This is a genomic window from Pseudarthrobacter sp. rb (assembly GCF_056389225.1).
This window is the reverse complement of record NZ_JBWJAR010000004.1, coordinates 51,901-66,283: the sequence shown is the minus strand read 5'-3', so window position 1 is coordinate 66,283 and position 14,383 is coordinate 51,901. Positions and strand designations below refer to the sequence as shown.

The window sequence follows — 14,383 nt, the reverse complement described above, 5'->3', positions numbered from 1 at the left end:
GGGTGCTGTCGGCCTGAATGTCGGACCCCCGCTGCATGATGTCCATATGGAATCCAGCGGTGGGGTTGGGGTGGTTTTGGAGGGTGTTCGTGCCTCTATTGATGCCCTGGATGCGCTGGACCGTGAAGACGCATTTATAGCTGCCAGAGTGGGTGCGGGTTCCGGTGTTGATGTGCTGCAGCGCCGGTATGAGATCCGGCTGGAAAGGATGGAACTCCGGTCCCGGCTCACGGCGCAACTCGCGGCCGGGCAGGCACAGGACGCTGCCGAGGCAGTGGAGTTCCAGCAGGCCATGACACCGCCGGACGCCTCCGTGCAGGACCGCACCTACGCCGGGATGTCGGTGATGGAGGAGATCGCCGGGGTCCTGACCATCAGTTCCGCGGCCGCGGCCGCGTTCGTGGACCAATCCCGCAGGGTCTGTTCCCTGCCACCCGTCATGGACGCACTGGCCGCCGGCGTGATGTCCTGGCAGCACGCAAAGATCATCGCCGACGAAACCGAAAGCCTCGATGCCGCTGGTGCCGCCGGGTTGGTGGCGCACTTCTTCGACCCCGACGCACCCCACCCCGCCCGCGCTGCCGCCCCCGGTGAGCTCGTCCCGTCACGGTTCCGGGCCAAGGTCCGTGGGTGGCGGGAACGCCACCATCCCGACTCCATCGAGAAACGCCATGAAAAGGGTGCGGCGGACCGGCGGATGGAATACACCCCCGACCGGGACGGCATGGCCTGGGTCTCCCTCTACCTCCCCGGGGACACCGCCTGTGCCATCTGGAACCGGACCACCGCCACCGCACGCGGCCTCCAAGGCCCGGACGAACCCCGCACCCTCACCCAACTCCGCCCCGACATCGCAGCATCCCTCCTCCTCGGCGCCGGGCATACCACACAAACCGGGAAACCCATGGAGGTCGGACAGGTCCCCACCCCGCGGGCCGACGTCCTGGTCACCGTGCCCGTGCTCTCCCTCCTCGGCCAGACCGATGAACCCGCCGTACTGGATGGTTTCGGGCCGATCCCGGCATCCGTGGCACGCAATCTCGTCTCGGACGGGGCTGACTCCTTCTACCGGGTCCTGGTCGACCCCCGGGACGGGGCACCCTTGGAAATCGGCAGGAAAAACTACCGGCTCACCGAAACCATCAAACGCTGGATCAGGATGCGCGATGCCAAATGCACCTTCCCCGGCTGCACCAACAAGACCCCCGACAACGACACCGACCACCTCACCGCCTGGGAACACGGCGGCACCACCAACGTCAGCAACCTGGCACAGCTCTGCCCCAAGCACCACCGGCTCAAACACCACGGCCAATGGACACCCGACCCCGCAACCGAAAACAATCCGCCCGGCTGGACGTCACCCACAGGCAGGCACTACAAGCCCGAACACCAGGATGCCGAACCAACCCACTGGCCACAATGGCTGGGCCCGGAGTGGATGAGAGCGGCAATCTACAGCGGGGGAGCACATCGGTTGGTTGGTGGGCGGCCGGACTTCCACTACATGGCACACTCGCCAGGCGAAGATGCCCTGCTGCGCTGTCTCCATTCCACATCATGACGGACCGCCCGGCACTAGGCTGATTCCATGTCCCAACCGCGCCATCCGGCGGAACTGACCCCTAAACGCGACCCGCAAAAGCGGCTTGCCCTGCGCCCCTATGCCGAGGCCGTGGCCCAAGTGCTCCGGGTGAGCTTCCGTGCCTCCCCGGGCGCGGTGGTCATGAAGGTGCTCGGTTCCCTGATCTCCGCTGTGTTGCCGCTGGTCACCACTTTCTACGCGTCCCTCACCACCACAGCATTGGCGGCAGCGTACGCGGGCGACGGCGGAGCGGGGCGCCTTGCCATCGTCTACGTCATCGTCACTGCCGCGCTGGGTCTGTTCTGGGGCGCCTTCAACAGCGTGGACCGTTACATCCAGCAGTTGATGAGTTTCAAAGTAGGCGCCATCGTGGGGGACCAGATGTACGAGCGCTTCCTCTCCCTGGAGTTCTGGCGCTACGACGACAAGGAGACGGTGGACCTTTACGACCGCGCCAAACGGTTCTCCGACTCCTACGCCCGCGTCCTGGACCGGATTGCCGCGATCTTCACCCAGCTTGTTTCGGTCATCCTGGCTGTAGGCGCCCTGCTGCTGGTCAGCTGGTGGATCGCCGTCATCGTCCTGGTGGCCATCGTGCCCAGCGTGTACCTGCAGTTCAAGCTGTCCAGGGAACAGATTGCGCACTGGAACACGCAGGTGGACTCGCGCCGCCAGCGCCGCATGATCGAGACCAACCTCCTCCGCCCGCAGCACATTGCCGAAATGAGGCTCTACGGCATCGTCGGTTTCCTCATGGAGCTACGTTCCCGGCTCCGGGACGCGGACGAACGCCGTCGCCTCGACTACCAGCGTCGGTACATCCCCAAACAGCTGGCGGCGGACGCGCTGCAGTACGGTGCCGAAGTGGTGTCCCTGATCTGGGTGGTGGGCCGGATTATTGCCCGCGCAGCCCCGGTGGGCCAGTTCCTCTACGTCCAGCAGATCGTCAGCCGTGCCCTGTCCACCGCAAACAACCTCGTGTCCTCGCTCAGCTCTATTGATGAAGACCTGGCCAACCTGAAGGACTACGAGCTGTTCATGGCCATGCCCGTGCACTCGGAACATGCCCCGCCCCTCCTGGAGGCACCCAGGGAAGTGGAGCTGAAGAATATCCGCTTCACGTACACAGGCAGCGAGATCGAGGTGATCAAGGGCATCAGCCTCACCATCCGCCAAGGCCAGCACATCGCCATCGTGGGGGAGAACGGTGCAGGCAAGTCCACGCTGATCCGGATCCTCGCCGGGCTCTACCGGCCCGACTCAGGCCAGGTACTGCTCGACGGCGTGGATCTCGCCGCCGTCGACGTCACCTCCTGGCACCGCCACCTTGCCGTGCTCAGCCAGGAGTTCCTGAAGTACGAGTTCGCCACTGCGGCCGACAACATCTACTTCGGCGACGTTGATTCGCCGCGCGACGACGCCCGCGTCCGCAAGGCTGCAGCCGACGCCGAAGCGCTCGAATTCATCAACAAACTGCCCAACGGCCTGGACAACCACGTGAGCAACTGGATGGAGGATCCTCGGGGACGGAAGGGAAGCGGCCTGTCCGGCGGCCAGTGGCAGCGGTTGGCGATGGCCCGGAACTTCTACCGGGACGCGTCCTTCATGGTGATGGATGAGCCCACTTCGGCCATTGATGCCCTGGCGGAGCATCGTATCTTCACGCGTCTCTTCGCGGACCGCAGCAGCACCATCATCGCCATCAGCCACCGGCTCGCCACGATCGAGAAGGCGGACGTGGTGTACATGCTGGAGGATGGCTGCATTGTGGAGAAAGGCACCCATCAGGAACTGGTGGCCCTGCGCGGCCGGTACTTCAGGATGTTCGAGTCCCAGCTTTCCGTGGAGGAACCTGAAGGAGTCTGATACGGCTGCAGGAGACTGTGAGCCGCGTGGTTGCGTCAGCGGCGCCGCAACCAGGCGGTATATAGACGGTCCCTGTGCTGATGCAGGTGCCGCGAGTACAGCATCCCTGCTCCAATTGCCAGGGGAAACGCAACCAGGAACGCAAGGATGGGCAGGACGTCGGGTGAGGTTCCGCGCGGCGTGGCCACCATCAGGAGTGAAACCATCACCAGCATCGCCACCACCATGCCGATCACGGCTCCGGGAACAATTCGGATGTACTGCTCGGCCCGGTTAGCGTCGTTGGCCGGGCGGGGTGCACTGCGCGTAAAGCGTGGCCCCACAGCCAGTAGCCAGCCTGCGCCCGAGATGGCCAAGCCCAGGAATCCCGTCACGAGTCCATTCCCGGGATTCTGGCCAGTGCCGGCCAATATAATCGCCTGAACCGCGCCGGGTACGGCGAAGTCCATACCCATCCACCAAAACCAGAAGACGCGGACCCGCCGGTGGGCGTGGCCCAGGGCTAGTTGCGGTGCGTCCTCAGTGCTGGGCGAAGCCACGCCACCCCTCATGAATGCTCCGTCAGGGAACGGCGTTCGAGCCAGCGGGCGTAGAGTCCGGCGCTGTTGCACATCAGGCGGCGGGTGTGCAGCAGGCCGGCGGCCGAGCCGAGGGGAACCGTGACCAGCAGCCCGAGCAGCGGCAAATTTTCCGGAGAGGCGCCGTTGGGGGTGAACAGGATCAAGGCCACGACGGCGGCCGTGGTGGCGACCAGAATAGTCCAGACCATCACTGGGGTGCCCCGGATCCCCCGCTCCACCCGCAGAAGGTCGGAAGCGGGGCGCAGCGGCCTGCGGGTGAACCGGAGCCAGGCGGTCAAGGCCCAACCCGTGGAAGCCAGCACTGCCCCCAGAACGGCCATAACGATGCCGGTTTCGGCGCTCTGGCCCAGTGCCAGCGCGAGCACGGCGTAGAGCAGGCCGGCGATGGCCAGCACTGCCGGGTACCACCAGGCGAAAAAGATCCAGGACCGGCGCTGGGGGTAGCCGTAAGCCGTCGCGTCCGGCACCCCTCCCAGATCCCTGATGCCGGAACCGAAAGGAGCCGATGCCCTTGAGTCATCGCCTGGTGCCACGCTGTTCCCCCAAATCACTTTTCCGGTGCCAAGGCTAATACAGGCCCGCGCATGCAGCGATGGGCGGATCTATCCTCCGTGCCTGCCGTCCACCACGGTGGTTCGCACGCGGGCGATGCTCGGGCGGGGAGGGACGCTGCTGAAGCCGAACGTGACGGCTGGCCGGATGGGTGCCAGCGCTCCGGCATCGGCACCATTCCAGCGGACGACGGCGGACGTCACGTGGTGCAGGTCCGTCACCCCATAGAACTCCGCCCTCCCGCTGCCGGCAGTTCCATAGGTGCGGGCACCGGGTGCGGCGAGGGCAGCGATCGGGTTTACCGCGGCGAGCCAGCGGGGATGGACTGCAAGGCGCCGGGGCACTGCCCGCAGCGCTGTTCCCAGCAGGGTCCTCGCGCCGGTGATGGCCCGGATCGCCAGCGGGCCGGCGTCGATCGTCAAGTTGTGGCGGTCGAGCGAGGCGGCGACGTCAACCACCTGCACCTCGTCAAAGCTGTAGGTGGCGGCGATAAAGCCGGCCACGTCGGGTGTGGGTGCCAGCAGCAGGCGGTGCCCGGAAGGCTGTTGCACCATGACATCGGCGAACGACCCAAAGGGGGAGTCCTGCCACATGCCCACCACGGCGCGCAGCCCGGTGGCGGTGCCAATCCCGGCGATGTGCCCGTCAAATGTCCAGCGGCTGCTCACCACGCCACTGTAACCGGAAGCGCGGCGCCTCACAGCGGCCCGTAGGCGGCGTTGCCGTACGGATCGCGCCAGACTGCCAGGTCCTCCTCGACTGCCCTTCGAAGGCCCGGGTTGGTCTGCACCCGCACGCGGAATGACTCCCGGGCCCGGCCCAGGACCGCGGACGGGACGATGATGCACGCGACCAGCAGGGCCAGGAGGAGCACGTAGATGCCCACCACGATTGTGACCTCACCGGCACCCTTTGCCATGGCGGAGGGCAGGTACAGGTAAATGATCCCGCCGAGAACGACAGCCAGGAACGACACCATGCCGATGCCGCCGCGGGCAGATCCGGGGCCACGGGTGATCAGGGCCTTGTCAGTCCGGGGCAGGACGGATCGGACCCGTTTCCACCCGAAGAGGCCCAGCAGCACCAGGATGGCCCCCAGCGGGACCAAGACAAGCGCTGCCGCGGGATTCCCCGACATCACGGAGGTGAAGGCGCCTGCCAGGGCCAGGACGGGGCCGCCGGCGATCGCCCCGCTCCAGCCGGCGGCCAGGGTGCCCTGGGCATCGGCCAGCTCGCGGAGCCGGGAGGGGGCATCCGGCGGGCTGATCCTGGCCAGTTCGGGGGAGAGCCAGTAGTCGAGCGAATGCACGGGCAAATCGGCGGGGTAAGGAATGTGCTGTGTCATGCCGGGAGCAGGCCCAGTCCCTGGCGCAGCCGGTCCCTGAGGTCCTCCGCGCCCAGCGCCGCGGGGGCAGGCTGTGCGTCATCGCCGATGACGATCTCCAGGGAACCGTCCGCCGCCGCCTTGACGTGGACGGCGTGGAAGGTGCCGTCCGCGAGGTGCCGGCGGAGCGTGCCGGCCGCGGGCAGCCCGTCCGGCGCCGTGCCCAGATAGAAACGGACCATTTCGATGGCGGTGGTGAACATTCCGTCAGCGTCGGTCACGGGGCGCAGTTCATGGACACCGTACTTGCTGAGGCTGAGGACCAAAGCCCCGTTGCCTGACCCGAACAGGAAATAGACGTGTTCAGCCTTGGGCGTCACCAGGGCCACCTCCAGCCACGCATCGGAATCCGCCAGGACTCCCGCCACACCGATTGCCGGCCCTGCGGGTACCAGGCTTTCCGCTTCGATGGTCATGAGCCCGCGTTCCAGGAGGGTGGCCACCCCGGCCTGTTCAAGCGGTGCCCCGGCGGATTGGTCAAGCCGGAAAAGACTCTGGCATTTCAGGGCGCCGGTGGTTCCGGCCAGGGCAATCAGGGCGATCAGTTCGTGTTCGGTGATGAGCAGGGGTGCGTCTTCTTGGGTAGTCACAGCAGCCTTAGGGTCGACAGGTCTCGGGTTTTAGTCTAGGGAAGCCTGGATGTCAGGTGAGCCAAGCCCCACACCTTCTTAGCTCCGTCTGCAACGGCATCGACGGTCTTTTTGGCGCCGTCGGCCACCGCATCAACGGTCTTTGTGGCCGCATCTGCCACCATTTCGGAGGCCGAGCCGTAACCGAGGTTCGAGGCGAGCAGGCCCAGGCCGCCCCAGGCGATGCCGGCCACGGTGAAGAACGGGCCGGCCCCTGGAAAAAAGCTTCCGGCGGCAAGGACGGCGGAGATGCCGCCGTCGACCGCCATGCCGGTATTGCGGGTCTCCATACCCTGCAGCAGTTGGACCCCACCCGTGACAATCCCCAGCCCGCCCGACAGGCGTCCGAGCATGGACGTGCCGTTGAGGACTTGTGTTCCGCGGACGTATCCAATGCCCCGAACCTGGGCGTACTGCGCGGTGAGCCAAGGCCAGTCGGTCAGTTTTGTGAGAAGGCCGCCCTTGGCCATGGTGGCCATAAGATCGTCCGTATAAAGCCCAGCCGTGGTCACCGCAGTGTTGGCTCCCCACCACCCGGGACTTGCGGCAACGCCGAGCACGGCGTCCAACGGCCCGGGCGCCGCGGTGCCCGGCACTCCGGGGGTTGAGGGGCCCACGGGACCCCCAGATGGTCCGGCCCGGCCGGTGCTGGCCTGTTCCTGCTCGTCAGCCTGCGTGAGGAGCGTCTTCGAAGCGTCCAGCAGAGACTGGGACGTTTGCCTCATCATGGGGCGCCAGGTGTCACTCCACTCGCGCCGGAAGCGCCCGCCGTCGTTGCCCTTCCACTCGATGCTTGCTACCAGGCTGGTGATCTGGCGTTCCGTATCCATCAGGCGGGACCCGGAACGGTCCATGGATTTGGACAGGGAACGCAACTGCTCAATGTCAGCGCCGTAGAGGCCAGGGGCCATGGTTGGTTCTCCTCGGAAGATCGGCACGGGAGCGTTCACCGATGCCCCCGGCCCTTAGGCTACGTGTCGTCCGACTGCCCTGCCATGGGCACCCCTGCCCATCTGCACACGGCCAGGGACGGCCCAGGCAAAGCCACCGAAGCCACTGGGATAACCTAGAGCAGTGACTTATGAGATCGAGATCGGCCGTGGCAAGCGTGGGCGTCGTGCCTACTCCCTGGATGACATAGCAATCGTCCCCAACCGTCGCACCCGCGACCCCAAGGACGTCTCCGTCTCCTGGCAGATCGATGCGTACCAGTTCGAGATGCCGGTGATCGCGGCCCCCATGGACTCGGCCATGTCACCGGCCACCGCTATCGCCCTGGGCAAGCTGGGCGGCCTCGGCGTGCTGGACCTGGAAGGCCTCTGGACCCGGTATGAGGATCCGCAGTCCATCCTCGATGAGATCGCGGCGCTCCAGGATGAAACCAACAGCCCGGCCGTCACCACGCGCATGCAGGAGCTGTACCAGGCACCCATCCAGCCCGAGCTCATCACGTCCCGGCTCGCCGAAATGCGTGACGCCGGCGTCACCGTTGCCGGGTCCCTCACCCCGCAGCGCACCCAGGAGCACTACAAGACGGTCCTCGCGGCCGGCGTCGACATCTTCGTGATCCGCGGCACCACCGTGTCGGCGGAGCATGTCTCCAAGGACCACGAACCGCTGAACCTCAAGCAGTTCATCTACGAACTCGACGTCCCCGTCATCGTCGGAGGCGCTGCCGGCTACACTCCGGCGCTGCACCTCATGCGCACCGGCGCTGCGGGCGTACTGGTTGGCTTCGGCGGCGGTGCAACCACCACCACGCGCCGTGCCCTGGGCATCCACTCGCCCATGGCCTCAGCCATCTCCGACGTCGCCGCCGCCCGCCGGGACTACATGGACGAGTCTGGCGGACGCTACGTCCACGTCATTGCCGACGGCGGCATGGGCACCTCAGGTGACATCGTCAAGGCGATCGCCATGGGCGCCGACGCCGTCATGCTGGGCAGCGCCCTGGCCAGGGCAGAAGAAGCCCCCGGCAAGGGCTGGCACTGGGGCCAGGAGGCCCATCACACCGAGCTGCCCCGGGGAGACCGCGCCAACGTCGGCACCGTCGGCCCGCTGGAGGAAGTCCTCTTCGGACCCGGCCACCACACCAACGGCACATCCAACCTCATCGGCGCCCTGCGGCGCTCCATGGCCACCACCGGCTACTCGGACCTGAAGGAATTCCAGCGGGTCGACGTCGTCGTGTCGCCGTACGCAGGGAACTGACACGCCCCGGCAGGGCGGGGCGGACGCCCTCCCGCCCTGCCCAAAGCACGCCCCTAGCAAGTAGTGTGGGTTTACTACCGGCACTAGAGGCACTGGAGGCGTTCAATGAAGAGTGTTCCTGCAAACGGCGGGGTCCTTGGCCCGGAAGCCAGGGAAGCATCCATCCAGCGGCTGCGCGCCACCACCGAACCGGGCCAGGAACTTGACATCCTGATCGTCGGCGGCGGCATCGTTGGCACGGGGGCTGCGCTTGACGCCGTGACCCGCGGGCTGAGCGTTGGCATCGTCGAAGCAAGCGACTGGGCGGCCGGTACGTCCTCGCGCTCGTCCAAACTGATCCACGGTGGTTTGCGCTACCTGGAAATGCTGGACTTCGCACTGGTTAAGGAGGCCCTGCAGGAACGCGGGCTGCTCCTCTCCGAAATCGCACCCCACCTCGCCCGGCCGGTGCCGTTCCTCTATCCGCTGACCAAACCCTTTATCGAGCGCCCCTACGTGGGGGCCGGCATCGCACTCTATGACGCGATGTCCGTTTCGGCCGGCCACAGCAGGGGAGTGCCGTTCCACAAGCACCTGAGCAGGCGCGGCACCCTGCGGGCCGCCCCCAGCCTCAAGAACGACGCCTTCGTCGGGTCCATCCGGTACTACGACGGCCAGGTGGACGATGCCAAATACTGCGCCAACCTGGTCCGCACGGCCGCCTACTACGGCGCCCACGCCGTGAACCAGATGAAGGTGGTGGACTTCCTCCGCGAAGGCGAACGGGTGGTGGGCGCCAAGGTGGAAAACCGCGAGGACGGGACGCAGTTCAGCATCCGCGCCAAGCAGGTCATCAACGCCACCGGCGTGTGGACCGATGAAACCCAGGCCATGGTGACAGACCGCGGCCAGCTGAAGGTCCGCGCTTCCAAAGGCATCCACCTGGTGGTTCCCCGCGACCGCTTCCAATCCACGGTGGGTCTGATCCTGCGTACCGAGAAGTCCGTGCTGTTCGTCATCCCGTGGGGACGGCACTGGATCATCGGCACGACTGACACTGACTGGCACCTGGACAAGGCCCACCCCGCGGCTTCCAGCAAGGACATCGACTACGTCCTGGAGCATGTCAACCAGGTGCTCAAACGGCCCTTGACCCGCGAAGACGTCGAAGGGGTCTATGCCGGCCTGCGGCCGCTTCTGGCCGGCGAAAACGACTCGACCGCCAAGCTGTCCCGCGAGCACGTGGTGGCGCACCCTGTTCCCGGACTGGTGGTGGTGGCAGGCGGAAAGTGGACCACCTACCGTGTCATGGCCAAGGATGCCGTCGACGAGGCCACCCGCACCATGGACGAACGGGTCCCGCCCAGCTGCACCGAAACCATTCCGCTCCTGGGCGCCAGCGGTTTCCGGGCCGCCTGGAACCGCCGCAACCGCACCGCGGAGGAATCGGGGGTCCACGTGGCCCGGATCGAGCACCTGCTCAACCGGTACGGGGCCATGACACCCGAGGTCCTGGCCATCATTGAGCAGAACCCGGAACTGGCGGAACCACTACCGGGTGCCGACGACTACCTGCAGGCAGAGGCCGTCTACGCCGCAAGCCATGAAGGTGCCCGCCATGTGCAGGACGTCCTGACCCGGCGCACAAGGATCTCCATCGAAGCATGGGACCGCGGCGTGTCCGCCGCCCCCGTTGTCGCTAAACTGATGGGTGACGTCCTTGGCTGGAGCGACACGCAGCGTGAAAACGAAGTCCGCCACTACCTTGCCCGCGTGGAGGCCGAACGCCTCAGCCAGCAACAGCCGGACGACGAATCCGCAGACGCCGCCCGCCTGGGCGCAGAAGATATCGTGCCCTTGCGTTGAGGGGCCGTTCGCCCCACTGCTGACCGAAGGGAAACGCCTTGGCGGAACCACTGGACCCGTATGACGCCCACCTGACCACCGCCGACATGGTGATCCTGGAAATGGAGGCGAAGGACAAGACCGAGGCCACCAACCAACTGGCAGAGCGGCTTCACGCCGCCGGGCGGATCTCGGATCTTGACGGGTTCCTGAAGAACGTCAATGCCCGGGAGCACCAGCTGGCCACGGGGCTCCCGGGCGGCATCGGACTGCCGCATGCCCGCAGCGACTTCGTGTCCCAAACCTCCATCGCCGTCGGCATCACCAAGTACGGCCACGCGCTCGACTTCGGGGCAGCCGATGGCCCCGCCACGGTCATCCTGCTGATCGCCACCCCGGCCAGCTCGTTCTCCGACCACCTGGAAGTCCTGGCCACCCTGGCCAGGTCACTCTCCAAGGAATCATTCCGCGAATCGCTGCGGCGTGCCTATGACGCCGAAGTAATCGCCGAGCTCATCAACTCCAGCCTGGTGTTCTTCGACCACTAGGCGCATCCCCGGTCCCGCTTCCGGGCCCGGACGCCCTTGGCGTTTAGTTGTTCTACAGAAGTACGAAGTACGGTTAAGACGTGTGGAAAACAGCCCTTAAGCCCCGATGGATCGCAGGCTTTATCTTCGCGATCGCTCTCTCCGGGGTCTTCGTGCTGCTGAGCCAGTGGCAATTCGGCCGCTCCACCCAACCCGAGGTTCCGGTCAACCCCGCCACCGAACAGGTGCAGCCCCTCACCGGCACCCTGCAGCCGGGTGAGTTCTTCCACGGCAGCGTTGCCGACCAGATGGTCACTGCCCAGGGGACGTACAGTCCCGACAAACAGGTCCTGGTTCCCGGGAGGCTCCACGACGGCAAAACCGGCTACTGGGTTGTTTCAGCCTTCGCCGTCAACGGCGCCCCCGCCCTGACCGGAGCAGGCGCCTCACCACAGACGTGGATCCCGGTGGCACGCGGGTGGGTCGCCCAGCCCGGGGACGCGGCAGCACCGCCGTCGGGCCTTGTCGAACTGACCGGGCGGCTGCTGCCGTCCGAAGCGCCGGTGGCGGGGAAAGCTCCGAAACCGGGGGAGGCCTCGGCCGTCTCCGTGGCGGAGCTCATCAACTACTGGGAGGTGAGCAGCTACCCCGGTTTTGTGTCTGCCACCGCGGAAGAGGTGGGCGGCCAGGACGTCAGCGCTGCAGCGGTTCCGGGGAACCTCCTTCCACTGGACATCGGTCCGCAGCCGCCGGCGCAGCACATCAACTGGCTCAACCTCTTCTACTCCATCGAGTGGGTTGTCTTCGCCGGGTTCGCCCTCTTCATCTGGTGGCGGCTGGTCAAGGACGACTACCACCGGGACCTTGAGGAGGCCCTTGACGACGCCGGGGACGATGATGACGGGCACGACGAAAAGCACCAGCTTCCACAGCAGGCCGAACAGCACCAGCAGCCTGAACAGCACCAGCAGAAGGTACAGCCATGATTGATCCGAAACCGGCCACCCCCTCATCGCAGGCCGCCGGCAAGACATCCGGGAAGAAACGCCGTTTCGGCGGTACCGAGGCCCAGATCCGGTCCGCCCTGAAGTTCTACAAGGTCATGGCCTACCTCACCGGCACCATGCTCCTGCTGCTGTGTGCGGAACTGGTGGCACGGTACGGCTTCGGGCAGTACCTGTTCGCGGGCGGCACCAACGCGGTGACCGGCCAGCCGTTCGGCTTCGGATTCGCCGACGCGGAACCGCCCGGGGTGCTCAACGGCATGAACGTCTCCGTCACCGTGCTGATCGTGCACGGCTGGATGTACGTTGTGTACCTGATCTCCAACTTCCGGCTCTGGTCCCTGATGCGCTGGCCTTTCCTGAAACTGGTGCTGCTGGCACTGGGCGGCGTCGTGCCGTTCCTGTCCTTCATCGTGGAGAAGAAGTTCCACGCAGAGGTGGAAGCCGAACTGGCCGCCAATCCGCAGGCTCCCCAGCGCTACTGAAACGGGCCGGGCGCGCCCCGGCCACCCGCCGTCGGACGTCTACTGCGTCACAGCGCGGCTTCTCAAGGTGCGCCGGTGCAAGGGCGCAAAGTAGGCTATTACGGTGACTACTCCCACTGCATCCCAGACTTCCCAGAAGCCGGTGCTGGTTGTTGATTACGGTGCCCAGTACGCGCAGCTGATTGCACGCCGCGTCAGGGAAGCGAATGTGTATTCGGAAGTGGTTCCGCATACCTACTCCACCGAGCAGCTCCTGGCCAAGAACCCTGCCGCCATCATCCTGTCCGGTGGCCCCTCCAGCGTCTATGCCGACGGCGCCCCCAGCGTGGGTGCCGACCTCTTCGAAGCCGGCGTCCCCGTCTTCGGGATCTGCTACGGGTTCCAGGCCATGGCCAACGCCCTGGGCGGCAAGGTGGACAAGACCGGCCTGCGGGAGTACGGATCCACGGAGACCACCATCCTCGGCGACGGCCGCTCGGTGCTAGAGGGCATGCCCCAGCACCAGAAGACCTGGATGAGCCACGGCGACTCCGTGCATGAAGCACCTGCAGGATTCGATGTCCTCGCCACGACGGCGGGCGCCGAAGTCGCAGCCTTCGCCAACGAGGAAAAGGGCCTCTTCGGCGTGCAGTGGCACCCCGAAGTCAAGCACTCCGCCTACGGCCAGCAAGTGCTCGAAAACTTCCTGTTCAAGGGCGCCAAGCTGGAGCCCAACTGGACCACCGGCAACATCCTCGAAGAACAGGTGGAGCGCATCCGCCAGCAGGTAGGGGATGCCCGCGTCATCTGCGGTCTCTCCGGCGGCGTGGATTCGGCAGTGGCGGCAGCCCTGGTGCAGCGGGCTGTGGGCGACCAGCTCACCTGTGTGTTCGTGGACCACGGACTGCTGCGTGAAGGCGAAGCGGAGCAGGTTGAACGCGACTTCGTGGCCGCCACCGGCGTGAAGCTCTACGTGGCCAACGAACAGGAACGCTTCCTCTCGGCCCTGGCCGGTGTCAGCGATCCCGAAACCAAGCGCAAGATCATCGGCCGGGAATTCATCCGCGCCTTCGAAGAAGCCGAACTGGCCATCATCGCCGAGGCCGCAGCCCACGGCGAGAAGATCAAGTTCCTGGTCCAGGGCACCCTGTACCCGGACGTCGTCGAATCCGGCGGCGGCGAAGGTGCAGCCAACATCAAGAGCCACCACAACGTGGGCGGCCTCCCCGAGGACCTGCAGTTCGAGCTCGTTGAGCCGCTGCGCGCCCTGTTCAAGGACGAGGTCCGTGCCGTGGGCGCCCAGCTCGGCCTGCCGCAGGAAATCGTCGGCCGCCAGCCCTTCCCGGGCCCTGGCCTGGGCATCCGGATCGTCGGCGAGGTCACCAAGGAACGGCTGGACCTGCTGCGCAAGGCGGACGCCATCGCGCGTGCCGAGCTGACCGCGGCCGGGCTGGACAACGAGGTATGGCAGATGCCCGTGGTCCTGCTCGCAGATGTCCGCAGCGTCGGCGTCATGGGCGACGGCCGCACTTACGGCCACCCCATCGTGCTCCGTCCGGTGTCCTCCGAAGACGCCATGACTGCCGACTGGTCGCGCCTGCCGTACGAGCTGCTGGCACGGATCTCCAGCCGGATCACCAACGAGGTGGACGGCGTCAACCGGGTGGTGCTGGACGTCACCAGCAAGCCGCCGGGAACCATCGAGTGGGAATAGCATCCTAGTGGCCGGCCTCCGACAGCGGGGGCCGGCCACTGC

At 66.2% G+C, this 14,383-nt stretch carries 14 protein-coding genes; 8 read left to right on the top strand and 6 right to left on the bottom strand.

What is annotated here, in order from left to right; all coding sequences use genetic code 11:
* Positions 1–46: 46 nt before the first annotated feature.
* Both ACWRN3_RS07070 and ACWRN3_RS07065 read left to right on the top strand, forming a co-directional pair.
* Positions 47–1,564 carry an HNH endonuclease signature motif containing protein gene (locus tag ACWRN3_RS07070; protein WP_476740221.1) on the top strand — a complete coding sequence of 506 codons (1,518 nt, stop codon included), beginning with the start codon at positions 47–49 and terminating at the stop codon, positions 1,562–1,564.
* Between the two features lie 27 nt (positions 1,565–1,591).
* Positions 1,592–3,451 (top strand): ABC transporter ATP-binding protein, encoded by a 1,860-nt coding sequence (locus ACWRN3_RS07065; protein ID WP_476740220.1) that lies wholly within the window; start codon positions 1,592–1,594, stop codon positions 3,449–3,451.
* A gap of 35 nt (positions 3,452–3,486) precedes the next feature.
* On the opposite strand, the gene ACWRN3_RS07060 is transcribed toward ACWRN3_RS07065, so the two are convergent.
* From ACWRN3_RS07060 to ACWRN3_RS07035, 6 genes are all read right to left on the bottom strand, one after another.
* On the bottom strand, positions 3,487–3,990 hold the full coding sequence (locus ACWRN3_RS07060) for a hypothetical protein (RefSeq protein ID WP_476740219.1): 504 nt from the start codon (positions 3,988–3,990) through the stop codon (positions 3,487–3,489).
* An 8-nt stretch (positions 3,991–3,998) separates the two neighbouring features.
* Positions 3,999–4,565 (bottom strand): hypothetical protein, encoded by a 567-nt coding sequence (locus ACWRN3_RS07055; RefSeq protein WP_476740218.1) that lies wholly within the window; start codon positions 4,563–4,565, stop codon positions 3,999–4,001.
* A 69-nt stretch (positions 4,566–4,634) separates the two neighbouring features.
* Complete coding sequence (locus tag ACWRN3_RS07050; RefSeq protein WP_476740217.1) at positions 4,635–5,252, bottom strand: hypothetical protein; 618 nt, start codon at positions 5,250–5,252, stop codon at positions 4,635–4,637.
* A gap of 29 nt (positions 5,253–5,281) precedes the next feature.
* On the bottom strand, positions 5,282–5,929 hold the full coding sequence (locus ACWRN3_RS07045) for a hypothetical protein (RefSeq protein WP_476740216.1): 648 nt from the start codon (positions 5,927–5,929) through the stop codon (positions 5,282–5,284).
* On the bottom strand, positions 5,926–6,558 hold the full coding sequence (locus ACWRN3_RS07040) for a hypothetical protein (RefSeq protein ID WP_255172778.1): 633 nt from the start codon (positions 6,556–6,558) through the stop codon (positions 5,926–5,928). Before ACWRN3_RS07040 ends, ACWRN3_RS07045 begins: the two co-directional genes overlap by 4 nt.
* 35 nt (positions 6,559–6,593) lie before the next feature.
* Entirely contained in the window at positions 6,594–7,508 is a 915-nt protein-coding gene (locus tag ACWRN3_RS07035; RefSeq protein ID WP_476740215.1) for a WXG100 family type VII secretion target, read from the bottom strand.
* Between the two features lie 163 nt (positions 7,509–7,671).
* Between ACWRN3_RS07035 and ACWRN3_RS07030 the strand changes: the two genes are divergently transcribed.
* From ACWRN3_RS07030 to guaA, 6 genes are all read left to right on the top strand, one after another.
* Positions 7,672–8,808, top strand: coding sequence for a GuaB3 family IMP dehydrogenase-related protein (locus ACWRN3_RS07030; RefSeq protein ID WP_159631434.1), 1,137 nt, complete (start codon positions 7,672–7,674; stop codon positions 8,806–8,808).
* A 105-nt stretch (positions 8,809–8,913) separates the two neighbouring features.
* Positions 8,914–10,653 (top strand): glycerol-3-phosphate dehydrogenase/oxidase, encoded by a 1,740-nt coding sequence (locus tag ACWRN3_RS07025; RefSeq protein ID WP_324642567.1) that lies wholly within the window; start codon positions 8,914–8,916, stop codon positions 10,651–10,653.
* Between the two features lie 38 nt (positions 10,654–10,691).
* On the top strand, positions 10,692–11,180 hold the full coding sequence (locus tag ACWRN3_RS07020) for a PTS sugar transporter subunit IIA (protein WP_324642565.1): 489 nt from the start codon (positions 10,692–10,694) through the stop codon (positions 11,178–11,180).
* A gap of 80 nt (positions 11,181–11,260) precedes the next feature.
* Complete coding sequence (locus tag ACWRN3_RS07015) at positions 11,261–12,145, top strand: SURF1 family protein (RefSeq protein ID WP_324642564.1); 885 nt, start codon at positions 11,261–11,263, stop codon at positions 12,143–12,145.
* Positions 12,142–12,648: a DUF3817 domain-containing protein gene (locus ACWRN3_RS07010; protein WP_255172772.1), complete on the top strand. Its 507-nt coding sequence runs from the start codon at positions 12,142–12,144 to the stop codon at positions 12,646–12,648. Before ACWRN3_RS07015 ends, ACWRN3_RS07010 begins: the two co-directional genes overlap by 4 nt.
* Before the next feature lie 103 nt (positions 12,649–12,751).
* Positions 12,752–14,341 (top strand): glutamine-hydrolyzing GMP synthase, encoded by a 1,590-nt coding sequence (gene guaA / locus ACWRN3_RS07005; RefSeq protein WP_324642563.1) that lies wholly within the window; start codon positions 12,752–12,754, stop codon positions 14,339–14,341.
* The last annotated feature ends 42 nt before the right edge of the window (positions 14,342–14,383 follow it).

Coding starts and splice junctions, on each gene's coding strand:
- ACWRN3_RS07070 (WP_476740221.1), top strand. CDS start 47: ATGGAATCCAGCGGTGGGGTTGGGGTGGTTTTGGAGGGTGTTCGTGCC.
- ACWRN3_RS07065 (WP_476740220.1), top strand. CDS start 1,592: ATGTCCCAACCGCGCCATCCGGCGGAACTGACCCCTAAACGCGACCCG.
- ACWRN3_RS07045 (WP_476740216.1), bottom strand. CDS start 5,929: ATGACACAGCACATTCCTTACCCCGCCGATTTGCCCGTGCATTCGCTC.
- ACWRN3_RS07035 (WP_476740215.1), bottom strand. CDS start 7,508: ATGGCCCCTGGCCTCTACGGCGCTGACATTGAGCAGTTGCGTTCCCTG.
- ACWRN3_RS07025 (WP_324642567.1), top strand. CDS start 8,914: ATGAAGAGTGTTCCTGCAAACGGCGGGGTCCTTGGCCCGGAAGCCAGG.
- ACWRN3_RS07010 (WP_255172772.1), top strand. CDS start 12,142: ATGATTGATCCGAAACCGGCCACCCCCTCATCGCAGGCCGCCGGCAAG.